Source organism: Nocardiopsis synnemataformans, assembly GCF_965343085.1.
Classification (GTDB): Bacteria; Actinomycetota; Actinomycetes; order Streptosporangiales; family Streptosporangiaceae; genus Nocardiopsis; species Nocardiopsis alborubida.
Window position 1 is genome coordinate 1 of record NZ_CBDRFA010000055.1, and the last position, 24,658, is coordinate 24,658.

General features: G+C 69.5%; 15 protein-coding genes. 10 read left to right on the top strand and 5 right to left on the bottom strand.

Annotated elements, in window-relative coordinates; genetic code table 11:
* Nucleotides 1-95: 95 nt before the first annotated feature.
* Nucleotides 96-2,531 (bottom strand): GH92 family glycosyl hydrolase, encoded by a 2,436-nt coding sequence (locus tag ACSIH6_RS26710; RefSeq protein ID WP_435111101.1) that lies wholly within the window; start codon nucleotides 2,529-2,531, stop codon nucleotides 96-98.
* 269 nt (nucleotides 2,532-2,800) lie between these two features.
* Complete coding sequence (locus ACSIH6_RS26715; RefSeq protein ID WP_435111102.1) at nucleotides 2,801-4,444, bottom strand: glycoside hydrolase family 10-like protein; 1,644 nt, start codon at nucleotides 4,442-4,444, stop codon at nucleotides 2,801-2,803.
* A 437-nt stretch (nucleotides 4,445-4,881) separates the two neighbouring features.
* Between ACSIH6_RS26715 and ACSIH6_RS26720 the strand changes: the two genes are divergently transcribed.
* The 3 genes from ACSIH6_RS26720 to ACSIH6_RS26730 all read left to right on the top strand — a co-directional run bounded on the left by ACSIH6_RS26720 (nucleotide 4,882) and on the right by ACSIH6_RS26730 (nucleotide 14,288).
* Nucleotides 4,882-7,146 (top strand): LamG-like jellyroll fold domain-containing protein, encoded by a 2,265-nt coding sequence (locus ACSIH6_RS26720; RefSeq protein ID WP_435111103.1) that lies wholly within the window; start codon nucleotides 4,882-4,884, stop codon nucleotides 7,144-7,146.
* Nucleotides 7,147-7,232: 86 nt separating this feature from the next.
* A complete protein-coding gene (locus tag ACSIH6_RS26725; RefSeq protein WP_435111104.1) occupies nucleotides 7,233-13,766 on the top strand; it encodes an RHS repeat domain-containing protein in 6,534 nt (2,177 codons plus the stop codon).
* A 105-nt stretch (nucleotides 13,767-13,871) separates the two neighbouring features.
* Entirely contained in the window at nucleotides 13,872-14,288 is a 417-nt protein-coding gene (locus ACSIH6_RS26730; RefSeq protein ID WP_435111105.1) for a hypothetical protein, read from the top strand.
* A 395-nt stretch (nucleotides 14,289-14,683) separates the two neighbouring features.
* On the opposite strand, the gene ACSIH6_RS26735 is transcribed toward ACSIH6_RS26730, so the two are convergent.
* A complete protein-coding gene (locus tag ACSIH6_RS26735; protein WP_435111106.1) occupies nucleotides 14,684-14,929 on the bottom strand; it encodes a DUF397 domain-containing protein in 246 nt (81 codons plus the stop codon).
* Entirely contained in the window at nucleotides 14,926-15,783 is an 858-nt protein-coding gene (locus ACSIH6_RS26740) for a helix-turn-helix domain-containing protein (protein ID WP_435111107.1), read from the bottom strand. Before ACSIH6_RS26740 ends, ACSIH6_RS26735 begins: the two co-directional genes overlap by 4 nt.
* A 208-nt stretch (nucleotides 15,784-15,991) precedes the next feature.
* Between ACSIH6_RS26740 and ACSIH6_RS26745 the strand changes: the two genes are divergently transcribed.
* A complete protein-coding gene (locus ACSIH6_RS26745) occupies nucleotides 15,992-16,549 on the top strand; it encodes an ATP-binding protein (protein ID WP_435111108.1) in 558 nt (185 codons plus the stop codon).
* A 92-nt stretch (nucleotides 16,550-16,641) separates the two neighbouring features.
* Nucleotides 16,642-17,040 carry a hypothetical protein gene (locus tag ACSIH6_RS26750; protein WP_435111109.1) on the top strand — a complete coding sequence of 133 codons (399 nt, stop codon included), beginning with the start codon at nucleotides 16,642-16,644 and terminating at the stop codon, nucleotides 17,038-17,040.
* A 114-nt stretch (nucleotides 17,041-17,154) separates the two neighbouring features.
* On the opposite strand, the gene ACSIH6_RS26755 is transcribed toward ACSIH6_RS26750, so the two are convergent.
* On the bottom strand, nucleotides 17,155-18,633 hold the full coding sequence (locus ACSIH6_RS26755; protein WP_435111110.1) for an AAA-type ATPase lid domain-containing protein: 1,479 nt from the start codon (nucleotides 18,631-18,633) through the stop codon (nucleotides 17,155-17,157).
* A 209-nt stretch (nucleotides 18,634-18,842) separates the two neighbouring features.
* Between ACSIH6_RS26755 and ACSIH6_RS26760 the strand changes: the two genes are divergently transcribed.
* From ACSIH6_RS26760 to ACSIH6_RS26780, 5 genes are all read left to right on the top strand, one after another.
* Nucleotides 18,843-19,865 carry an amidohydrolase family protein gene (locus ACSIH6_RS26760; protein ID WP_435111111.1) on the top strand — a complete coding sequence of 341 codons (1,023 nt, stop codon included), beginning with the start codon at nucleotides 18,843-18,845 and terminating at the stop codon, nucleotides 19,863-19,865.
* Nucleotide 19,866: 1 nt separating this feature from the next.
* Nucleotides 19,867-20,622: an iron-sulfur cluster assembly protein gene (locus ACSIH6_RS26765; protein WP_435111112.1), complete on the top strand. Its 756-nt coding sequence runs from the start codon at nucleotides 19,867-19,869 to the stop codon at nucleotides 20,620-20,622.
* Nucleotides 20,619-21,644 carry an NAD(P)-dependent alcohol dehydrogenase gene (locus ACSIH6_RS26770; protein WP_435111113.1) on the top strand — a complete coding sequence of 342 codons (1,026 nt, stop codon included), beginning with the start codon at nucleotides 20,619-20,621 and terminating at the stop codon, nucleotides 21,642-21,644. Before ACSIH6_RS26765 ends, ACSIH6_RS26770 begins: the two co-directional genes overlap by 4 nt.
* A gap of 168 nt (nucleotides 21,645-21,812) precedes the next feature.
* Nucleotides 21,813-24,122 (top strand): rhamnogalacturonan lyase, encoded by a 2,310-nt coding sequence (locus ACSIH6_RS26775; RefSeq protein ID WP_488186030.1) that lies wholly within the window; start codon nucleotides 21,813-21,815, stop codon nucleotides 24,120-24,122.
* 130 nt (nucleotides 24,123-24,252) lie between these two features.
* A complete protein-coding gene (locus ACSIH6_RS26780) occupies nucleotides 24,253-24,600 on the top strand; it encodes a DoxX family protein (RefSeq protein ID WP_435111114.1) in 348 nt (115 codons plus the stop codon).
* The last annotated feature ends 58 nt before the right edge of the window (nucleotides 24,601-24,658 follow it).

Below are 24,658 nucleotides of genomic sequence, written 5' to 3' on the forward strand. Positions count from 1 at the left end.
ACCCCCCGCGACGGTCACGGACGGTCCCCACGACCGTCCGGAAACCAGGTCGCGAGCGGGCGCCGCACCCGAGAGCGCGGCGCCCGCCCACGTCCTCAGCGGTCGACCGGCAGGTCCTCCGGAGCGGTCGCCCACGCGGTGTCGGGCTCGCTGACCAGCACGTGCGTGACGCGTCCGCCCTCGCTGAGGAAGGACTCCGGCAGCCAGGAGCGCGTGTGCTCCCGTCCGTCCAGGCGCACCGAACCGATGTAGGGCGTGTCGGGCCCGGCGTTCGGTGCGACGACGGTGATCGGGTCGCGCCCGCTCGGCGCGATCCTGGCGTAGGAGAACACCGGGGCCGACAGCAGCAGCTCGCCGCGCCCCGGCGCCTGCGGGAACAGCCCCAGGGCCGAGAACACGTACCAGGCCGACATGGTGCCCAGGTCGTCGTTGCCGGGCAGGCCGCCCGGCCCCGTCCCGTACTGGGTGTCCACGATCTCGCGCACCGTCTCCTGGGTCTTCCACGGCTGCCCGAGCGCGTTGTACATCCACGGGGCGTGGATGCCCGGTTCGTTGGTGGGGTCGTAGCGCAGCGGGTCGCCGCCGCCCACCGACCACGCGCCGTCGGGGGTGCGGAAGAACCCGTCGAGGCGCTGGGCCGCGCTCTCCCGGCCGCCCATCGCCTCGGCCAGGCCGCCGACGTCGTGCGGAACCATCCACGTGTAGGTCGCGCTCGTGCCCTGCGCGAACCCGGTGTCGCGCCCCGGGTCGAAGGGCGTCACCCAGGACCCGTCGGCGTCGCGCGCCTGCATGTATCCCGCGTCCGGCGTGGCCCCGGGGTTGTAGACGTTGCGCCAGTACCCGCCGCGCTCGGCGAACATCGCGGCGTCGTCCTCACGCCCCAGACGCTCCGCCCACTGGGCGAGCGCGTTGTCGGCCACGGAGGCCTCCAGCGTCTCCGCGGCCCCGCCCCAGCAGTGGCAGTCGTCCTGTGGCGCGTAGCGGAGTTCGAGGTAGCGCTCCAGGTTCGGGCGCTGGCCCTCGCACTGGCCGGGGCACCCGGCGTCGGACAGGCCGTCGGGGTGCGGCTCGGTGGCCTGGGTTCGCAGGGACGCGTAGGCGGCCCCGGCGTCGAACCCGTCCACGCCCATCGCGGCGAACGTCGCCAGCGTCGCGGCGGAGGGGTCGCCCGTCATCACGTGCGTGGGCCCGTTGACGTGCACCCAGCGGTCCCACACGCCGCCGTTCTGCTCGGAGAAGCTGAGCAGGGACTGCGCGAAGTCCCCGGCCACCCCGGGCTCCAGCAGCGCGAGCAGCTGGACCTGCGCGCGGTACTGGTCCCAGCCGGAGAAGTTCGTGTACTGGGCGTCCTGCCCGTCCGCCACGCGGTGCGCCTCGCCGTCCATGCCCGGGTAGCGGCCGTCGACGTCGCTCACCAGGTTGGGCTGGAGCAGGGAGTGGTACAGCGCCGTGTAGAAGGCGGTGCGCTGGTCGTCGGTGCCGCCGCCGACCCTGATCGTGCGCAGGCGGCGGTTCCAGGCCTCGCGCGCCGACGCGGCGACCGCGTCCACGCTCTGCCCGGGGGCGATCTCAGCGTCGAGGTTCTCCTCGGCGTTCTCCGGGCTGACGTAGGAGATGCCCACGCGCACGCCCACGTCGGAGCCCTCGGGGAAGGAGACGTAGCCGCCCGAGCCCCGGCCCCGCCGCTGGCCGCGGTCGTAGCCCTCACCGCCCGAGGCGGTGGTGGCTCCCGGCTTCAGCTCGCCGTCCTCCCACGTGCCCACCTCGGTGAAGGGGGTGTCGAAGCGCGCGGTGAAGTGCAGCCGGTAGTAGGAGTTCCGGTTGTTCTCGCCGCCGTTGGCGCGCTGCCCGCAGAAGGCGCCGGTGAGCACCGAACCGCTCACCGTGCGGGCCTCCTCGTCGATGCGGACGTCGGCGTCCTCGCTGCCGTTGAGCGAGTTGGAGGTGCGGAAGAGCAGGCTGGCGGGGGTGCCCTCGGGGAAGTCGAACTCCCCGGCCCCCGCCCGGTCGGTGACGCTCAGGTCCGTGCGCACGCCGTTGTCCAGGGTCACGGTGTAGCGGCCGGGAGAGGCGGACTCGTCGGCGTGGTCGAAGTCGCTCGCGTACACCTCGTCGCGGGTGTCGGCGCTGGGCGACGAGTCCACGGGCACGGTGACCGGCATGATCGGCACGTCCCCGGCGGCCCCGGGATGGCACCCGGCCCCGTTGACGTGGGTGAGGGCGAAGCCCCGGACCCGCGTGACGTCGTAGGAGTAGCCGTTGGCCGCGCCGGTGTCGGTCTGGTCCCCGCGTGTGGTGGTCGGGCTCCAGGAGATCATCCCGAACGGCCGGACCGCGCCGGGGTAGGTGTTGCCGCCGTTGGTGGACCCGATGAAGGGGTCCACGTGGTCGACGGGCGAGGCCACGGCCTGGGCCGCCTCGGCCGGGACGGGTACCGCCGAGGCCGCCGGGGCGGGGGACAGCAGGGCGGCGCCGACGGCGAGGGCGAGCAGTGGGGAGAGGAGTCGGGGGGAGCGTGGAGGGAGGGTCATCCTCTGCGTCCCTTCATGGGGGGAAGCGGGCGGTCCCAGCGAGTCTGGCCCAGCGGCGCGCGACGCGGCCAGGCTCGGGCGGGGGAGTTGGCGTGTTCTTCGCCGGTCCGTCGCCGTGGTGTCACGGACCGACCACGGACCGACCACGGTGCGGACGGGGACGTGGGTCCGGGGCGCCGTCGTCCGGGTGGGGGACGGACGCGGACGTGGACGGGGAAACGGCCGCGGGGCCCGGCGCGTGCGCCGGGCCCCGCTCGCTCCGTCCGACGTCAGGGCACGTGCCGCGGGTTGCTCGGCGTGCTCTCGTGGTGCAGCCGGTCCAGGGCGGTCACGTAGTAGGTCACGTCCCCGCCGCCGGGCGCGGTGAAGACCGTCTCGCCCCCGTCCTCGGCCGCGCGCACCGTGCCGACTATGGCGCGCGGGTCCTGCACGGCGCACGGGACCTCCTGCCGTCCGGGCGCGCCGTCCAGGGCGTAGACCGCGTAGTAGGCGGGCCTGCCGCCGCGACCGGGGCGGATGGTCAGCTCGGTGCCGCCGTCGGCCCGAGCGGCTGCGGTGACCACGGGCTGCTCGGGCGCGGACCCGCCCAGGTCCTCCTTGACCGGGATCAGGGCGGGGTGGGCGTAGTGCTGTTCGACCACGATGTCCATGGCCTCCCTGGCGTTGGTGCGCAGCGAGTTCGCGCTGAAGTAGACGTCCCCGTCCACGCCCGGGTACTCGCGGTTGAGGTCCAGGTGCCGGGAGAGCTCGCCCGGGTCGGACCAGGCGCCCGCGTTGCCGACCTTGTAGGCGGCCTGGCCGATGTAGAGGTGTACGTCGGTCCCCTCGGTGACCTGCTCCCACCAGGGGACGAGCACCGCGTAGTCGGCCACGGGCAGGCCGATCTCCCAGTAGACCTGCGGGTTGATGTAGTCCACCCAGCCCTCGCGCACCCACCTGCGGCTGTCGGCGTAGATCTGGCTGTAGGACTCGAACCCGCCGGTGTCGGAACCGTTCGGGTCGCTGGTGTCGTTGCGCCAGATCCCGAACGGGCTGATGCCGAACTTCACGTGCGGCTTGGCGGCGTGCACCGCCTCGTCCATCTCCTGGACCATGCGGTTGACGTTGTCGCGCCGCCAGTTCCCGATGTCGCCGAACCCGCCGCCGTACTCGGCGAACGTGTCCTGGTCGGGCACCGTCTCACCCGCCACCGGGTAGGGGTAGAAGTAGTCGTCGAAGTGGACGCCGTCCAGGTCGTAGTTCTCGACCGCGTGCATCATCGCCTCGATGACGAACGCGCGCACCTCGGGGATGCCCGGGTCGTAGTAGAGCTTGCCGCCGTAGGCGAACACCCAGTCCGGGTTGACCCGCGCCGGGTGCTCGGCCACCAGGCGCGAGGGGTCGTCGTGCATGGCCACCCGGTAGGGGTTGAACCAGCCGTGGAACTCCAGGTTGCGGGCGTGCGCCTCCTCGACCGCGAAGGCCAGCGGGTCGTAGCCGGGGTCGGTTCCCTGCGTGCCGGTGAGCCACTCCGACCAGGGCTCGTGCGGGGACGGCCAGAACGCGTCGGCGGTCGGCCGGATCTGCACGAACACGGCGTTGAGCCCGTCGGCCTTCGCCCGGTCGTACAGGTCGATCAGCTCGGCCTGCTGAGCCTCGGGCGAGAGGCCCTGCTCGCTGGGCCAGTCGATGTTGACCACCGAGGCGATCCACTCGGCGCGCATCTGCCGCTTGGGCGGCGCCTGCGGATCGACCGCGCACTGTTCGGCGGAGGTGTTCGTCGCCGGGGCGGCCGGAGCGGCCGCCGCCGTCGCCGTGTGCGGCGCGTGGAGCAGCGACGCGGTGAGCGCTGCGGCCAGGGCTACGGCTCGGGAGACCCGTCCCGCCCCCCGGGCGGGCGGGTGAGCGGGACGGTTCCGGTGCGGTTTCGCCAACGTGGGCTCCTTCCGGCTTCTGTCGTGCGGACAGGCGCAGCCGGAAGGGATGCGCTGCGGTGCGGTCACCGTGCGCGGCGTCCGGGTCTGCCCTAGGAGAAAACCTTCATGATTTGTCGGGCAGATGCAAGACTCCTACGTCAGGTTGGTACCCATGTGTCGCGGGGGTCAGGGGTTTCCGCTCTGCCCGGGCCAGAGTGAGTCGTTGCCCGTGGCCCGGCCAGGACGCCGTGTGGCCGGATCCGGTCACACGGGTTTGCGTCCATGTCAGCGTTCCCAGCCCCTGTTTGGGCTTCGCTGTGGTGAATGGGGGTGACTCTGTGTGCCTTGTGTCGCCGTAGGCGTAACTAGCAACTTTCTGTCCGGTTTGAAGTAACTGTGATCGGGTCCCTTCGGGGATGACGTTCCGCCACAACAACACAAGACAGGCATCCCCCATGCTCTCCCCCTTGACCCGGGTGGCGGCGGTGACCACCGCTGCCGCGCTGGCCCTGTCACTCCTGACCGCGGTACCCGCCGCGGCCGATGACGACGACTCCACACCACCTGGCAGCGAAGACGCGCAGGGCACCAGCGAGGAGTTCGACGCACTGGCGCTGGCGGAACAGACCGGGGAACCGGTGGAGATCCCGTCCCTGACGGACGAGAAGACCCGGCACTTCGCCAACCCCGACGGCACCTTCACCGCCGAGGTCTCCGCGATCCCGGCGCGCGTGCGCTCCGCGGACGGCTGGGTGGATGTGGACACCACCCTGGCCGCCGGTGACGACGGCCTGGTCCGTCCGCGAGCGGCGGGCATGGACATCGCCTTCTCCGGCGGCGGCGACGCCCCGATGGCCCGGATCGGTATCGGCTCCAACAGCGTCGCGCTCGACTGGGTCGAAGAACTGCCCGTACCCATGTTGGACGGCGACCAGGCCACCTACGCCGACGTGCTGCCGGACGTGGACCTGGTCCTGACCGCCGGTGTGGAGGGCTTCACCCAGGTCCTGGTCGTGCACACCCCCGAGGCCGCCGCCTCCCCGGAACTGGCCGAACTCGAACTCCCCCTGGACGCCACCGGGGTGAGCGTCGTCGCGGACGAGCACGGCAACATCGAGGCCATCGGCGACGAGGGCGGACAGAGCGTCTTCACCGCTCAGGCCCCGGCGATGTGGGACTCCACCGGCCAGGACGAGGCGTCCGGCGAGGACCCGCTCCTGGCGCCGACCACCGGGGCCCGTACCGCACTGGTCGAGACCGAGGTCGAGGTGGACTCCATCCGCCTGGTTCCCGACCAGGGCATGCTCACCGACGAGACCACCGAGTACCCGGTCTACATCGACCCCTCGGTCAGCGCCAGCCGCCCCAACTGGGCCTCCGTGGACCGCGCCTTTCCCAACCAGGCCTACTTCAATCCCGACGAGGAAAGCGCGGGCGTGGGGCGCATCGAGTGGGACCGCGTCTACACCCGCCGCGCCTTCTTCCAGTTCTCCGTGCCGGGCCGCATCAAGCAGGACACCACCACGATTCACTCGGCCACCCTGCGCACCGAGGTCGAGTGGGCCTACAGCTGCAACAGCAACTCCTACGTGCAGTTGCACCGCACGGACAGGTTCAACAGCAAGACCACCTGGAACAACCAACCCACCACACGCACCCTGCTCGACACACAAAACGTCAGGGGCGGTTGGGCCACCTGTCCGGCCAGCAGCGGTGTGGAGTTCGACGCCACCGCCGCCTACCAGTGGGGAGCGGACAACGACGAGTCCTATGTCTACCTGCGCCTCAAGGAACGCGACGAGTCCGGCACCACCGCCTGGCGACGTTTCGACATCGACGGCAAACCGCCGGTACTGGTGATCGACTACAACAACAAGCCCTCCCAGGTGGCCACCTCCACCATGTTCGACTCCCTGGGCGGAGTGTGCTCCACGGACCAGGACAACCCCCGCCTGATCAACGACACCACCGTCACGTTCCGCGCCACCATCCGCGACTACGACGCCCGCTCCGAGGTTTGGGAACTGGCCAACCGCCCCGCCGCCCTGGAAGGGCGCTGGCAACTGGACGAGACCGAGGGCACCTCGGTCGCCGACTCCTCCGACCACGGACTGACCGCGACACTGCACGGCGACCCGCTGACCGCCTGGAACCAGGCCCTCAACGAGGTGACCTGGGCACCCGGGGTCAGCCTCGATCCGACCGCGCAGGAACACATCCGCACCGCTGACGCCGCCATCCGCACGGACCGCAGCTACTCGGTCGCCGCGTGGGTCCGCTTGGACGAGGTCGGACACAACTCCACCGCGGTCGCGCAGGACGGCGACTTCCACAGTGCCTTCTACCTCAGCTACCAGCATTCCTTCGAGTGGGACAACTGGGTGATGAAGCTGCCTCCGGAGGACACCATGGACGCTTCCGGCTGGCACCGTGCGTTGTCCGACCACGCCCCCGACTTCGGGCGATGGACGCATCTGGCCGCGACCTACGACCACACCTCGCGCCGGGTCACCCTCTACGTCGACGGAGTCGAGAACGGCAGCGCCGAAGTCACCGACGCCTGGCACACCGGCGGCCCGATCGTCATCGGAGGGGCGCTCTTCGAGCAGCAGTTCTCCGACGCCTGGGCGGGTGACATCAGCGACGTCCACCTCTACCAGGGTGTGCTCACCGAAACAGATTTGTACCGGGTCCGCCTGGGAAGGCTGCCCGTGACCTAGCCTCACCCGTCTCCATCTGCGTTCCCCCGACAAACCAGTGAGAGCTGCCCGGCGAACACGGCTTCACCGGGTAGGAGGTCGCCCCCGTGTCCGACATCCCCCAGAGCGCCGCGCCCCGGCGCGGTCGCAAACCCCTCGTCTCCTTCGTCGCCCTGGTGCTGGCCGCCGGGCTGGCCTCGGCCATGCCCGCATCGGCGCTGGCCTACAACACCCGTCCCGAGGTGGCTGAGCCCGAGTCGGTGGACGGTCACACCGCGGTCCAGGCCGCCATCGAAGCTGACAGCGCGGCCACCGACGCCGCCGTCACCTCGCTGGAACCGGCTGAGTGGCCGGAGTCGGGCGCCACCTCCTTCGACCTCGGCGGAGCGGAGGCGCGCTCCTTCAGCGTTCCCACTGAGGACGAGAACGGCGTGGTGGTGATCGACGCTGTCGAGGGAGCAGACTTTGAGGAATGGACCTCGCCTCTTCCCGAGGAGGACGGGGACGCCGTACCGGAGGAGAACGACGGAACCCGCAACGAGCGGCGTGTCCCCGCCGAACCCGAGACGGACGGCAGCGCCCCGGCTCCGGGGGAGACGTCCGGTCCCGAGACAGAAGAGCCCCAGGAGACCCGGCCCAGCCCTCAGCCGGAGGAGTCGCTGCCGGGTGATGGGCCGTCCGGGACTGAAGAGGACGAGCCCGCGGCGGAGGCACCCGAGCCCGAGCCGACCGAGGGGACCGAAGAACCCGAGAACACCGAGCTAACCACACCGGAGCCGGTGACCGCCGCCGAGGTGGAGATCCTGGACCGTGAGGCGGCCTCCGCTCTGGGCGTCTCCGGCCTGGCACTGCGGGTGACGCGCACCGACGGCTCCGACGCGGTCGGACCCGTGCGGGTGGAGGTCGACTACACGGACTTCGCCACCGCCTACGGCGCCGACTACGGATCACGCCTGTCCCTGGTCGCCCTGACGGAGTGCGCGGAGGACGCGGAGGAAGCCTGCCTGTCCTCCCACGGCCTGGACTCGGCCAACGACACCGAGGCCCGGACCCTGTCCGCCGTGGTCCCGGCCACCTCGTCGGGTGTCCTGGTCGCCGCGGCCGCCGACGGCACCAGCGAGGAGGGCACCGGTGACTACACCGCCACCTCGCTGAGCCCCTCCTCCACCTGGAACGTCGGCCCCCAGACCGGTGACTTCTCCTGGACCTACCCCATGGCCGCCCCGAACACGGCGGGCGGTCTCCAGCCCGACATCAGCCTGTCCTACTCCTCGCAGTCCGTGGACGGACGCGTGTCGGACACCAACAACCAGACCTCCTGGATCGGCGAGGGCTTCGACTACCACCCCGGCTACATCGAACGCCGCTACATCACCTGCCAGGACGACGACACCGAAACCCCCGACCAGTGCTGGTCGCACCACAACGCCACCCTCAACCTGGGCGGGCGCTCCACCGAGCTGGTCTACGACGACGGTGAGTGGACCCCCCGCAACGACGACGGCTCCAAGGTCGAGCGGCTGACCGGCACCACCAACGGCGACAACGACGGCGAGCACTGGAAGGTCACCACCACCGACGGCACCCAGTACTTCTTCGGCCTCAACCGCCTGCCCGGCCACTCCTCCGGAGACGAGGAGACCGACTCGGCCTGGACGGTGCCGGTCTACGGCAACGACTCCGGCGAGCCCTGCCACAAGTCCTCCGACGAGGACGCCTGGTGCCAGCAGGCCTGGCGCTGGAACCTGGACTACGTGGTGGACGTGCAGGGCAACGCCCTGTCCCACTACTACGAGGCGGAGACCAACAACTACGGCCGCCACTTCGAGTCCGAGGCCACCCCCTACGACCGCGGCGGCCACCTCAAGCGCACCGAGTACGGCCTGCGCGACGACGACCCCCACGCCACCGCCCCGGCACGCGTGACCTACTCCGTGTCCGAGCGCTGCCTGCCCGAGGACGGCTTCGACTGCGCCGAGGACGAGCGCACCGAGGACAACGCCGAGCACTGGCCCGACACGCCTCTGGACCAGGAGTGCGAGAGCGACTGCGCCGGGCAGCACTCACCCACCTTCTGGACCACCAAGAAGCTCGACACCATCACCACCCAGGTCCACGACGGGGACGAGTACGCCACCGTCGACACCTGGAAGCTCAAGCACACGTTCCCCGAGCCGGGTGACGGCACCGACCCGGCCCTGTGGCTGGACTCCATCACCCACACCGGACACGTCGGCGGCACCGAGGCCTACCCCGCCATCACCTTCGGCGGAACACCGATGCCCAACCGCGTCGACTCCACCACCGACGGCCTGGCCCCGATGAACAAGTGGCGCGTCAGCGCCGTCTACACCGAGACCGGCGGCCAGGTGGACGTGCGCTACGCCGAGCCCGAATGCGTGGAGGGCGACACCCCCGAGCCGCACGAGAACACGAAGGCCTGCTTCCCGGTGATCCGCTCCCACCAAGGCGGCGCGGACGACATCACCGACTGGTTCGCCAAGTACCCCGTCGTCGCACTGGTCGAGAAGGACCTGGTCGGCGGTCAGCCCGACCGGATCACCAGCTACGACTACGTCGGTGACGGCGCCTGGCGGTACATGGACGACGACGGATTCGTCCAGGAGGACAGGCGCACGTGGTCGCAGTGGCGCGGCTACGACCGCGTCATCGTGCGCACCGGTCATGAGGACGAGGTGCGAACCGAGACCGAGCACCTGTTCTACCAGGGCATGGACGGCGACCACCTGCCCGACGGAACCCGGTCGGCGGAGGTCACCGACTCCACCGGCACCAGCGTGACCGACGAGGAGGTCTTCAACGGCCAGCCCCGTGAGGTCATCGTCCGCAACGGGGTGGACGGCGATGTGGTCTCCAGGACCGTCACCACCCCCTGGAAGCGCGAGACCGCCACCAGCTCCCACTCCTGGGACGAGCGCGGCGCGCACATGACCAACACCAAGAGCACGGACGTCTACACCGCGCTGGCCGACGGCTCGTTCCGCCAGACCAGCACGGTCAACACCTTCGACTCCCACGGCATGGTCTCCACCGTGCACGACCGGGGCGACGTGGCCGACCCCGACGACGACCAGTGCACCTCCACGGCCTACGCCCGCAACACCGGCAAGCACCTGCTGAGCCTGGTCTCCCACACTCGCACGGTCGCCTCCGACTGCGAGGGCACCCCGTCCGAGGGCCAGATCGTCAGCGACACCCGCACCCTCTACGACGGAAAGGGCTTCGGAGAGGCGCCCACCCAGGGCCGCCCGACCCAGACCCAGCGGGCCACCGACTACGACGACGAGGGCGCCGTCTACCAGACGGTCACCACATCGGAGTTCGACGAGTACGGCCGCGCCGTCGAGGTCACCGACGCGGAGGGCAGCACGACCACCACCGCCTACACCGCCGCCCACCCCGGCGGGCACGACGTGAAGGTGGAGACCACCAACGCCCTGGGACACGTCACCGTCGAGGAGTTCGACGCCCGCTCGCAGCCCGTGGCCGAGGTCGACGCCGACGGTAACCGCACCGAGCTGGCCTACGACCCGCTCGGCCGTCTGACCGACGTGTGGCTCGCCGACCGCACGGGCTCCAGTGACGCCTCCCCGTCCATGCGGTTCGAGTACCACGTGAGCAAGGACGCGCCCACCACGGTCGTCAGCCACAGTCTCAACGCCGACGGGGACTACACCACCAGTTACCAGATCCTCGACGGTTTCCTGCGCGAACGGCAGACCCAGGCCCCCTCGCCTGAGGGCGGGCGGGTTATCACCGACACCTTCCTGGACTCGCGCGGCAACACCGTGATCAAGCGCGAGCCCTACCACAACGAGGAGGACCCGGTCGGGGAGCTGTTCGTGGTCAACAACCACGACGAGGTTCCCCGCTGGACCCGTACCGTCTACGACGGCGCGGACCGGGCCACCGACGTCGTCCAGATGTCCCGGGGCGTGGAGCAGTGGCGCACCACCACCGAGCACCACGGCGACCGCACCCTGACCACCACTCCCGAAGGTGGCACGGGAACCACGTCCATCACCGATGCCCGCGGCAACGTGGTCGAGCTGCGCAAGCACCACGGTGAGGAACCCACCGGGGACTACGACGCGACCACCTACACCTACACCGCGCGCGGTGAGCTGGAGACCGTCACCGACCCGGGCGGCAACACCTGGTCCTACGCCTACGACCTGCTGGGTCGGAAGGTCACCGAGACCGACCCCGACACGGGGACGTCGACGTTCGACTACGACGGTCTCGACCGGCTGGTGTCGGCGACCGACGCCCGCGACCAGACACTGCACACCACCTATGACGCCCTGGGACGCAAGACCCATCTGCGGGAGGACTCCGCGGACGGGGCCGTTCGGGCGTCCTGGGCCTACGACACCGTGGCAACGGGACAGCTGACTTCCTCCACACGCCACGAGGACGGCAGCTCCTACACCGACCAGGTGCTCAGCTACGACGCCATGGGGCGTCCGCTGGCCCAGCAGGTGCTGATCCCCGGGGCTGAAGGAGGGCTGGCAGGCCGCTACCTGTTCCTGACGACGTACAATCCCGACGGCAGCGTCCAGGGACGGGACATGCCCGGCGCCGCGAACCTACCTCCCGAAACGGTCGTCTACGAGTACGACGACCTCGGCAACGTCACGTCGATCACCGGTAACGACCACATCGTCACCGAGGCGGTCTACTCCAAGATCGGCAACCTCGTCCAACGCGAGTTCAGCCGCAGACCCCTGAGCACGGACAAGACCTGGCAGACCCTCGACTTCGACGAGAAGACCAACCGTCTGAGCATGGCCAGCGTCGTACCGGAGATCGGTGAGAACTCGCTGTCCACGAAGACCTACGCCTACGACGACATCGGCAACCTGCTGCGGGTCAGCGACGAGCCCACCAATCCGCAGCGCGCCAGCGACGTGCAGTGCTTCGACTACGACCACCTGCGCCGACTGAGCCAGGTGTGGACTCCGAACGCCACCGGCGAGGAGGCCTGTGCCGCCGAGCCCGACGCCCAGAACCTGGGCGGGGCCGCTCCGTACTGGCACTCCTACACCTACGACGAGACCGGCAACCGCGTCGAGGAGATCCAGTACGCGCCGGGCGGTGGACAGACGACGCGCTCGTACTCGTCCCCCGAGGAGGGTCAGGGCCCGGCCCACGCCGTCGCCGCGGTCGAGGAACAGGGCGTCGGCGGAGTCACCGAGCACTCCTACGACTACGACGCGTCCGGGAACATGGTCCGCCGCACCACAGGCGAGCGTGACCAGGTCCTGGAGTGGGGCCCCGAGGGCGAGCTGGCCAGCGTCACCGAGGGTGTGGACAGGACCGAGTACGTCTACGACGCCGGGGGTGAGCGGCTGCTGCGGCGTGCGCACGGGGCCACCACCCTGTACCTTCCGGGCATGGAGGTGACCTGGGACCCGGCCGCGGGAACCGAGGAGGCCACGCGCTACTTCGAGCACGCGGGTGAGACGGTCGCGGTGCGCGAGAACGACGGGGACCTGCACTGGGTCTTCTCCGACCACCACGGCACGGGTGAGATGGCGGTGGACGCGATCTGGGGAGACGTCGTCCAGCGGCGGATGACCGTGTTCGGTGAGAACCGTGAGGCCGCGGGGGAGTGGCCGGGCGAGCGCGGTTTCGTGGACGGCACGGTCGATGAGTCCACAGGACTGACCCAGCTCGGCGCGCGAGCGTATGACGCGGCTCTGGGCCGGTTCATCTCGGTGGACCCGTTGATGGACTTGGCTGATGCTCAGAAAATGAACGGGTATGTGTACTCGAACAACAACCCTGTCTCATTCACTGACCCGAACGGCCTGAACTGGAAGGACCTTCTGTCCAACGGGTGGCACCCTTCAATGGGCGGCGCTCTGACAGAGAAATGGAAGAAGCAGGGGAACTGGCACGGCCCACCTCGCCGTCCCAAGACTCCTACTGGGTGGCACCCGTCGATGGGCGGCGGTTACGCGGAGCAGTGGCGCCGCACTACTGGGTTCCAGACTGTGCCTAGGGCTCCGGTGAGCAGGCCCCCACTGGTCAGCTACACCAACTCTCCCGAGACCGAAGCGCTCAATGACGCCAGTTGGGCAGAGGAGCGATGGGGAAGTTGGAATAGCGAGGCTTTCAGTTCGGGAGATGGTTTTTGGGATTCCATTCAAGGAGGTTTGAGTGGTCTCAATTTGACGCAGATGTTTAAAGATGTATCTTTTGTGGGCGGTATTGTAGGAATGATTGGTTGCCCTGTTTGTGGTGCTGTTGGTGTAGGCGCCGCTGCCCTGGGCGCTTATTTGGGATACCGTGACATGAGATATCATGGCCAGCGAAGCGGGATTATGGGAATCATTGGCGCGGTCCCGCTCCCTGTTGGTTGGGCGGCCCGAGGTGCGCAGGCATCAATGACTTTTATAAGGCAGTCCCAAATTGCAACCAGGGCTCCTAAGGGGGTCCCGGGTATGGGTAATATCAACCGGCGAGTCCGTAGTGATATTGCCGGTACATGGAATGGCAGAATCGGTGTGGCTGCGTCTGTGCAAAGCGTGAGCTCTAGGGCTGAGACTGCGCTTGGTGTCTTCGGGGCTGCGGATCATGCCTGTAATAGCTGTGCTTCGAATTATCTGAACTAAGCGTGGTGTAATATGCGCGATCGTAATTTTAGGAGGGAATGGAAGGTCTCCCGTGTTGGGTACCTTTGGTTCTTTGACTGGGTTCTGGGTCTTATTGTTCCCGCCGTGCGGGGAGTGTACCTGGATGTTCTCGTAGAAGGAAAAGAGGGTGCCTATGCCGGCAGGGCGAAAGTCGCTCTTGCAAGATCCGTATTCCAGGTAGACCTTGCTCTTTTTCCCCTTAGGGCTGCTTTGGTCACTCTACTGCTGTACGGTCTTGGGTTATTCTTTAGCTATTCCTTTTCGGGGCAGATTGGTGCCATGATTGGCGGGGCGACCTCGGTTGGGGTCATGCTGTGCTTCTCCTATTTCGGCTCTGTGGGATTGATTTCTTTTATTGACTTCTTGAGGTCGCTCAGGATTGAGAAGAAATTCGGCGGAGAGGCTTTGTTTGCATCCCTTTCTTTGGGGGTACAATTCCTGATATTTACTATGGCGTTCCCTGTAAGTTTTGCACTTCAGCTCTTCTTGTCTGGCTCCTAGTGCGGATCGGAATTTCAATGGCAAGCCTGGGGGTATCAGATCAGTCAAGTGCGGCGGGCGATTTTTGTTCCGTAAGGTAGCGAAGATACGACCGGAGGCAATCGTGCTGAGGTGGGGCAGGCGGGGTAGGGGACCGGTGACCATGCTCGGCCCTTCGGGGTCGGCAGCGAACGGAGGGAGCCCCGTGTTCGTCTTCTTCAGCAACCGGCTCGGTTGCGTCATGTCCCTGGTGGTCTCGGTCGCGCTGACCGCCCTGCTTCTGTTCATCTTCAACTCCCTGGGCTGAGCCGTGATGCTGCGGCCGGGGAGGCTGGGCGGAGCACAAGGGCTGTGGGAACAGCGATGCCCGGCCGTTGTCCTCGGGGGAGGCGGCCGGGCATCGGTGGTAGTGAGGGTCAGCGCGAGAGGGCGGTTCTCAGGAAGCCGCTCCACTCGGCGGCGGGAAAGGGGAGATGCCCGGCGCCGGGGTGCTTGGAGTCGCGGACGGCAGCGCCGCAGGGGAGGTCGGCTACCTCGACACATTCGACCCTGTCGCTGCTGTAGCTGCTCTTCCGGAAGTTCGTAGGGATGTGCGCGACCTCTACGCAGTCTTGGTCTCGGCCGCTGTAGCTGCTCTTGTAGAACTTGAGCTGGTGACTCATGGTTGCTCCTCCAGTGATTTGGCAGCATTGTTGATGAACTCTGCTGATTGGGACGTAGACAGTGCTACCCCCTGAAGGTTCCCGAAAGCAACGTTGTACTCCTCGATCTCCTCAGAACGTTCGAGGAAAAGGCTGGTAGTAGCTGTTCCCACATAGACGATTGGTGTGTCCTTCGGTTCTGGGAAGTCCAGGATTGTGAAGGACCCTTCCATGCCCAGATGCTCACCTGCCTCATAGGGAAGTATTTGCACGTCGATGTTGTGCCGTACTGCGAGATGGCTGAGGTGTTCGAGCTGCTCGTGCATCACTTCGCGACCACCTACGAGGCGGTGGAGTGCGGCTTCGTCGATCACAGCGGTCATGCGGGGAGGCTTGACCCTGTTGAGGATGCTCTGCCGGTTGATGCGTGCCTCCACGGGACGGGAGACCTCTTTCTCAGGGATTGCCCGACCGCCTTGGAAGATCGCCGCCGCGTACCGAGGAGTCTGGAACAGCCCAGGGATGAGCTGCGCTTGAAAGGTGCGGATTGTGGCGGCCTCGGCCTCCCAATCGGGGAGTGCGCGCTCACCGAAGACGTCCTTGTACTGCGACCACCAGCCGCTCTGCTTGGCTTGTTGAGCCAGCTCGTGTATCCCGCTGCGTGTCTCCGCGTCCACCTCGTAGAAGTCAGCGAGGGCGTCCAGGTCGGTACGACGCAGACGTCGTGCCTCGGCGGTCTCCATGCGGCCGAGGGTGGCCCGAGGTACACCTGACCCCTTCGCGGCGGCTTCGAGGGTGAGTTTGGCTTCTACACGCAGACTTCGGAGCACGTGACCGAGACGGCGACGCCGGATGTTCGGGCTCTGCTGGCTCATGGGGGCATCCTATCGGGGCAAAACGGGAGTCTTGTTGGAACCGCTTGACTTGCGAGATTCCCATTCTAAGCTAGAGAGTGACTGAGCGATCACGCACAGCGCTTCGGTCTGAACGCTACGCCCTGCCCGTTCCGCGCATCACGGCATCCGTGAGACTCCTCCAACGGGCACCACGAAACCCCTGCTCACGCCAAGGAGTGTGTTCGTCATGCCCGCGAAAGCCCCTGCTCCGATGCCCGTGCTGGGTGAGGCCACGGTTCCGCTGACCAGCTTCATCCGGCCGGTCCACCGCCACTACTTCACCCGGCAGCCCGAGCGGCCCAACTACCGCATGCGCCGCTACGACTTCGCCGGAACCCCGGCCGTGATGCCGCTGGTGCGCGCGTTCCTGGACACCTGCGCCGCCGCCCAGGACACCGACTACCGCTACCTCTTCACCCTGCTCGGCAGCGAACTCGCGAACAACTCGATCCGGCACAGCCTCTCCGGTCGACCCGGCGGCAGCTACACCCTGCTCGTCCACCGCCACCGCACCGGCCTGCACCTGGCCTGCCGCGACCGGGGCGGCCTGCGCGACAAGGACTCCCGCCTGCAACCCAAGGAGGACGGCCTGAACCTGGACGCCGAATCGGGCCGGGGCCTAGCCATGGTGGACGCCTTCGCCACCCAATGGGGCGACAACGGCAACGCCCACTACCGCACGGTGTGGTTCTCACTGGCCTACGACCTGACCGGAAGCCGCTGGAACACCCACACCGACCTCTGACATGAAGCGGGCCCAGGAAAGCGCGCCAACGCTTCTCCCGGGCCCTGAACCCCCAACAACCAAACAGCTCATATGCAAGGAAAGAGGATCTGATGCAGAACCCTATCCCCTCGCCCCGGCGTTCGGACGACGTTCGACCGATGCCCCGGCTCATCCCGCCGCTTCCGCGCCGCACCCCGCTCGTCGGCCCGGCCTGCCCGGTCTGCGACCACCCCTCCTGCCGCGTCCGCCGGGCCCAACGCCTGCCCCGCCTGGGCGGCCACCGCTCCGAGTTCGCCCGTGAACACGCCCAGGCCGCCGCCGTCCAGGCCCGCCACCGGCACCTGATCGTCTACTACGGCGAGGCCACCCAGTCCTTCTGGGCCGTCACCCCCACCGGACTCCTCGAAGCCGCCAGCGTTGACGCCCTCCTCCTGGCCCTGTGGCCGCACGCCGCCCCGTTCATGCCGCCCGCCTTGGACGCCGAGGCCGTCACGCTCGTGCTGGCCTGACCGGTCATCACCAGCACCGCGCACGGGCCGGAACCGCCACCAGCGGTTCCGGCCCGCTCACGGCCCAACGGCGGTGCCCGTCGGAGCGGTACCGGCCGCACCACCCACCACGGCCTACTCCTGATGCGGCATCCGGATGTTGTACTGGCGCATCTTGCGGTAGACGGTCGCCCGCCCCATCCCCAGCTCGGCGGCGGCCCCGACGACGGTCGCGCCCGGAGCCGTCAGGCAGCGGACGATCTCGTCGCGCTCCATGGCCTGGATGCGGCTGAGGCGACGCCCGCCGTTGCTCCGGAAGACCTCGGCGGGCAGGTGGTGGACGTCGATGACGTCCGCGCGCAGCGCCGCGTCGCACACCGCCCGCTTGAGTTCGGTGACATTGCCTGGCCAGTGGTAGTCGGCGAGTGCGCGGGAGGCGGCCGGGGTGAAGCCGATCGCCCGCCCCCGGGCCCCCTGCGCGAAGTGCCGCGCGAGCGGCAGCACGTCCTCCGGGCGACGGCGCAGGGGAGGGGCCTCGACCACCGTGTCCACCAGCTCCCGCAGCGCCTCGGGGAGCGCGTCGAAGCTCCGCGCCGTGACCACGAAGGGCTGGGGGCGACCGCCCCCGCGCCGCGCCCCGGCCAGCAGCCGGGCCAGCTCGCTCGCGCCCCACGCCGGAAGCGCCTCCACCCCGGACACGATCACGCACGTGTCGTCCTTGGCCAGCTCGGGAGTCCAGAGCGTGAGCCAGGAGTCCACGTCCTCGGGGGCGGGCGGACGGGCGTTGAGCACCCTCTCCCGGGCGCGGACCTGCCGCCGCGCGAGCGAGGCCAGGGAGGTCCGGCCCGAACCGGGCTCGCCCACGACCGCCAGCGTCCGCCCGCCCACCGCCTCGCGGGCCTTCGCGACGGTGCCGCGCCAGAGCCGCGACGCGCAGGCGTCGGCCTGTCCGCCGCTGGCGGCGCGGAAGCGGAACACCGCGCCCCTGGGCGCGGGCTGGATCCGGCGCCCCGTGCCCCGGGCGAGCATGAGCGCGGCCGTGCTCTGCGCGGCGGACTGGGCCAGCGCCAGCAGCAGGGCCGACGAGGCCTCCGACCAGGTGGTCAGGTTGACGCTGCCGACCAGCGTGCCGTCCGCCGGGTCCAGGACCGGAGCGGCGGCGCAGGTGTACCCGCGCAGCCCCGTGCAGTAGTGCTCCTCCGCCCGGACCAGCGACGGCGCGCGGTCGGCCAGGGCCAGGCCGAGGCCGTTGGTGCCCGCGTCGCGTTCGGCGTAGGAGAACCCGGGCGCGAGGTGGACCCGGTCCAGCGAGCGCAGGATCGCCGCGTCGTTGGCGAGCCTGCTCAGCACCAATCCCTCGCTGTCGGTGATCATCAGGCTCACCGGTTCGTTGGCGATGGTTCGCTGGATGCCCCGCAGGACCTCGTTGCCGCACTCGTAGAGCAGCGAGTCGGTGTCGACGGAACCGGTGAACGCGGGCTCCACCTGTTCGGCGGAGACGCCGTAGTGCTCGCTGCGCCGCCACGAGGCGCGCAGCCGGGGAGCCTCCGCCGGTGTCCGTCCGGCGGTGTCGATGGGTGCGTGTCTGGGCGGTGAACACGTCCGGTCGTGCACGTCGGCCTCCAGGGGGTTCTCTGGCCGCGACCTGGGCGGACGGTCGGTACACCCACCCGGGCCGCGTGACGGCCAGGTTACTCGTCCGTGTCCCGGAGCCCTCGGAGCGACTGTCTCAAACTGAGACACGCGACACACCCCTGAGTTGCGTCCGTCTCCCTAGTCTTCCAGCGAAACGGCCGCCTCAACCCGGCCTCGTGGGAGGAAGCATGTACAGCAAGGACGGCGAGAACTACTTCGTCGTGGACGCGCACGTCGCCCTATGGGACGCGCGTCCCGAGAACCAGCTCAACATCCACGGCAAGCAGTTCATCGACTGCTTCTACGACTACCACCGCAACCTCGGCCCGGAGTCGGAGCTGTGGCCGTACGAGGACTTCCTCTACTACGGCGGCGAGCGCCTGATGCGCGACCTGTTCACCGACGGCTACGTCGACCACGCGATCTTCCAGCCCGCCCACCTCGGCGCCTTCTACCGCAACGGGTTCGGCCAGGCCGAGGAGGCCTTCGCGCTCACCCAGGCCCACCCCGACAAGCTCACCTACAACCACTGCTGGGACCCGCGCTTCGAGGAGGAGGGGCTGGAGTGGCTGCGCCGTGACGCCGAGAGGTTCGGGCTCCAGGGCGTCAAGCTCTACACCGCCGAGTGGAAGGAGGGCTCGCGCGGGTACAAGCTGGACGACCCGTGGACCTACCGCTACCTGGAGACCTGCCAGGAACTCGGGATCCGCAACATCCACGTCCACAAGGGGCCCACGATCCGGCCGCTGGACCGCGACGCCTTCGACGTGGCCGACGTGGACCACGCGGCGACCGACTTCCCCGACCTCGACTTCGTGGTGGAGCACTGCGGGCTGCCCCGCCTGGAGGACTTCTGCTGGATCGCGACCCAGGAGCCCAACGTGCACGCGGGCCTGGCCGTGGCGATCCCCTTCATCCACACACGGCCGCGCTACTTCGCGCAGATCCTCGGCGAACTGCTGTACTGGCTGGACGAGGACCGCATCCAGTTCTCCAGCGACTACGCCCTGTGGACCCCGCGCTGGCTGGTGGAGAAGTTCGTGGACTTCCAGATCCCCGAGGACATGACCGAGTACGCGCCGGTCACCGTGGACCAGAAGAAGAAGATCCTCGGGCTCAACGCGGCCGCGATGTACGGCATCGAGGTGCCCGAGGGACTGGGTCTGACGGCCGACACCGACACCGAGGCCGACGCCAAGGCGGTGGTCTGACATGCGCCCGCCCGGACACACCGAACTGGAACTCGCGGCGCTGCGGGCGCTGGACGAGGTCCACGACCCCGAGCTGGACGAGCCCGTCACCGACCTCGGCTTCGTCCGCTCCGTCAGGGCCGACGGCGGCGCGCTCACCGTCCACCTGCGGCTGCCCACCTCGTTCTGCGCGCCCAACTTCGCCTACCTCATGGCCTCCGACGCCAAGGACGTGCTCACCGACCTGCCCGGCGTGCGCGGGGTCGCGGTCCTCCTCGACGACCACCACGACTCGGAGAGGATCAACCGCGGCCTGGCCGCGGACGCGGGCTACCGCGGCACGTTCGGGGACGAGGCGCAGGAGGACCTGGAGGAACTGCGCCTGGTCTTCCGGCGCAAGGCCCACGCCGCCGCGATGGAGCGGGCGCTGACCCTGCTGCTGCGCGCAGACCCCGGCCTCGCCGAGGAGGACCTGCACGACCTCACCCTCGCCGACCTGCCCGACGACCGGGCGGGGCGGGCGCTCCTGCGGCGCCGCGCGGCGCTCGGGCTGGACGACGACCCGTCCGCGCGCGTGCTCGTGGACGACCACGGGAACCCCTTCCCCCGGGAGGAGGTCCCGCTGCGGCTGCGGTTCGCCCGCTCCACCCGGATCTCCATCGAGGGCAACGCGCACTTCTGCCGGGGGCTGCTGCGCACCCGCTATCCCGGGTCGGAGACCGACCAGGCCCCGCCCGCCCACACACTTCCGCTCACCGTTCAAGCGAGGCAGTCATGAAGGCAGTCCAGGTCGTCGGCTACGGCCAGAACCCGCGCATGGAGGAGGTGCCCGCCCCGGAGGTCACCGGTCCCTTCGACGTCGTCGTCAGGATCGGCGGCGCCGGAGTGTGCCGCACCGACATCCACATCCTGGAGGGGCAGTGGGCGCGCAAGTCCGGCGTCACCCTGCCCTACACGATCGGCCACGAGAACGCGGGCTGGGTGCACGCCGTGGGCAGCGGCGTCACCAACGTCTCCGAGGGCGACAAGGTCATCGTGCACCCGCTGATCACCTGCGGCCTGTGCCGGGCCTGCCGCTCCGGTGACGACGTCCACTGCGAGAACAACCTCTTCCCCGGCATCGACACGGCCGGGGGCTACGCCGAGTACCTCAAGACCTCGGCGCGCAGCGTGGTGCGCATCGACGACTCCCTCGAACCCTCCGACGTGGCCGCGCTCGCCGACGCCGGGCTGACCGCCTACCACGCCGCGGCCAAGGCCGCGCGCCGCCTGCGTCCCGGCGACCGCTGCGTGGTGATCGGCGCCGGGGGCCTCGGGCACATCGGCGTCCAGGTGCTCAAGGCGATCACCGCGGCCGAGATCATCGCCGTGGACCGCAACGCCGACGCGGTCGCCCTGGCCACATCGATCGGCGCCGACCGCGGGGTGGTCGCGGACGGCACGCAGGTCGAGCAGGTCCTGGAGCTCACCGGCGGCCACGGTGCCGAGGTGGTCATCGACTTCGTGGGGGAGGGCGGGGCGACCTCGGACGGTGTGCGGTTCCTGCGCCGCGCCGGGGACTACCACGTCGTTGGGTACGGCGAGAACATCGACGTGCCGACGATCGACGTCATCTCGGCGGAGATCAACTTCGTCGGCAACCTCGTCGGCTCCTACAACGACCTGTGCGAGCTGATGGTGCTGGCGGCGCGGGGGCACGTGCGGCTGCACACCAGCAAGTACCCGCTCGACCGCTTCCAGGACGCGCTGGACGACCTCGGCGCCGGACGGATCCGGGGCCGCGCGATTCTCGTCCCGTAGGGGACCTGCGACCACGCCGGGAGGGAGGTTCCGGTCGGGCCCGCGGGCCCACCGGAACCGCATCCGTTCGCGTGTTGTTGGTGTGCGGCGGTAGGTCCCGTGGGGGTCTTGGTAGGAAAGCGCTTGCCTTGTAACGTGGGTCACCCCGCCGTACAAGGAGGCGTGCCCATGGGGATCCCCCCGCGTTCCGTCCGAAGAACGAGTCCGCTGGTCGCGGGCGTATGTGCCCTGGTGATGGCCGGAAGCTCCACCGCGCTGGCCGAGCCGGACACCGGTTCCGGCATCCAGCTGGAACGGCTGGATCGCGGCCTGGTCGCGGTCGACACCTCGGAAGGCGTTTTCCTGAGCTGGCGCCTGCTGGCCCCCGAGGTCGGCGGGCACACCGACTCCGGGCTCCGGGGCCCGCAGTTCCGGGTGCACCGGGACGGCGACGTCATCGCGATCGTGCGCGACAGCACCAACTTCCTGGACGAGGAGGGCAGCGCCGACTCCGAGTACCGGGTCGTCCCCGTCCCCCGGGGAAGGCCCGGGGTCGGCCCCGAGGGCGAGGCCGCCGTGTGGGCCGAGGGGCACCACGACCTGCCGCTCCAGAAGCCCGAGGGCGGCACCACCCCGGCGGGCGAGGAGTACGGCTACACCGCCAACGACGTCAGCGTCGGCGACGTGGACGGCGACGGACAGTACGAGTTCGTCGTCAAGTGGGACCCCACCAACTCCAAGGACGTCTCCCAGCGGGGCTACACCGGCCCGACGTACGTGGACACCTACACCCTGGACGGCGAGCTGCTGCACCGCATCGACCTGGGCGTCAACATCCGGTCGGGCGCGCACTACACGCAGTTCGTCGTCTACGACCTCGACGGCGACGGCCGCTCGGAGATCATGCTCAAGACCGCTCCGGGCACCCGAACGCTGACCTTCGGGGATGGCGGTGACGGGGAGGCCTCCGGGGACCACATCACCCTGCCGCGCGAGGACGTCGAGGCCGGGGTCGGGCACGGCGACGACTACCGGATGAGCGCCGAGGACTACCGCGAGCACGTCGTGGAGATGTTCCTGGGCTGGCACGAGCACCCCGAGGTCGTGGCCGGGAACTGGCCCGCCACCCTGGAGGAGGCCTTCGGCGAGGAGCCCCGGTACGACTACCCGCTGAGCGAGCCGGACGCCGGGGCCCTCGCGGACTTCTTCCTCGACGAGTACGCGCCCTCGCGCAGCGCGCGCAACGAGCTGCGCGAGTTCGAGGGCTTCGTCGTGGACGGCCCCGAGTACCTGACGGTGTTCGACGGCGAGACCGGCGTGGAGCTGGACACCGTCCGCTACGAGCCGGGCCGGGGCGACGACGGCCTCCTGTGGGGCGACTACGCGATGTCGCGCATCGAGCCGGGCAACCGGGTGGACCGGCTGCTGTCCGGCGTGGCCTACCTGGACGGCGCCAGCCCGTCGGCGGTGTTCGCCCGGGGCTACTACACGCGCTCGGCCGTGGCCGCCTACGACTTCGACGGCGAGGACATCAGCACGCGCTGGATCGCGGACAGCGGGCACGTGCCGATGGACAACCCGTTCAACGCCTCCCCGCACGGCGGCCGGGGCTCCGACCCCGACACGGGCACGCTCGCGGGCCAGGGCTTCCACTCCTTCGGCGTGGCCGACGTGGACGGCGACGGACGCCAGGAGATCGTCTACGGCTCCGCGACCCTGGACGACGACGGGTCGCTGCTGTACTCCTCGCACGCCGAGGGGCCGCCCGGGAGCGACATCGAGGGCGAGACGACCAAGCTCGGGCACGGCGACGCGATGCACGTGGGCGACCTCGACCCGGAGCGCGAGGGCCTGGAGATCTGGACCGTGCACGAGGGCGGCAGGTACGCGCCGTACGGGTTCGCGATGCGCGACGCCGCCACCGGCGAGGTGCTGTTCGGCGGGTACACGGGCACCGACACCGGCCGGGGCATGGTCGGCGACGTCGACCCCGACGTCCCCGGTCTGGAGGCGTGGTCCTCGATGCCGCCCGGCGGTGAGGCCGAGGCGGGCCTGTGGAGCGCCAGCGGCGAGTTCCTGGGCGATGAGACCCCGGGTACGAACATGAGCATCCGCTGGTCCGCCGACATGACCACGCAGACCATCGAGGGCACTCAGCCCCCCAGGATCGAGGACTGGCGGCGCGGCACGCTGCTCACCGCCGGGGGCACGCTCACCAACAACGGGACGAAGGGCAACCCCGCCCTGGTCGCGGACGTGCTCGGCGACTGGCGCGAGGAGCTGGTGCTGCGCACGCGGGACAGCGGCGCGCTGCGGATCCTCACCAGCACCGAGGTGACCGGACACCGGCTGCACACCCTCATGCACGACCCGCAGTACCGGGTGGACGTGGCCCGGCAGCAGACCGGCTACAACCAGCCCGCGTACCCGTCCTTCCACCTGGGCGCGGACACCGACTGGGCGCGGGTGGAGGTCCCCGACGCCCTCTACCCGGAGTAGAAGCGGGCAGGCGTGTGCCCCGGACGGCCCGGCCGTCCGGGGCACACGGAAGTTCCGTGTCACCTTTTCCGGTCGCGAACCGTCGAGGAGAGGACTCCTACGATTCCCGACCCGAAGAGGGAGCAGTGGCATGAACGCCGTCTACGTCCTGGTGACCGTGCTCGCCATCCTGGCCAACGGCGGCATGGCCGTCGCCGACCTGCTGCGCGCGCGGTTCGTCCTGGCCAACTCCGCCGCCGTGGGCGTTCCCGAGTCGTGGCTGACCGCCCTCGGCCTCCTCAAGGGCGCGGGCGCGCTGGGCCTGCTCCTCGGCCTGCTCGGCGTCCCGGTGGTCGGGGCCGCGGCGGCGCTGGGGCTGACGCTGTTCTTCGTGGGGGCGGTGGTCACGCACCTGCGTGCCCGGAACTACGCACTCGCCTACCCGCTCGTCTACCTGGCGCTGGCCCTGGGCTCGCTGGTCCTGTACTTCACCGTGTGAGGGGCCCTGCCACGTCAGATCCCGGCGGGGCGACCCCGCCGGGCGAGGTCGCGGCGGG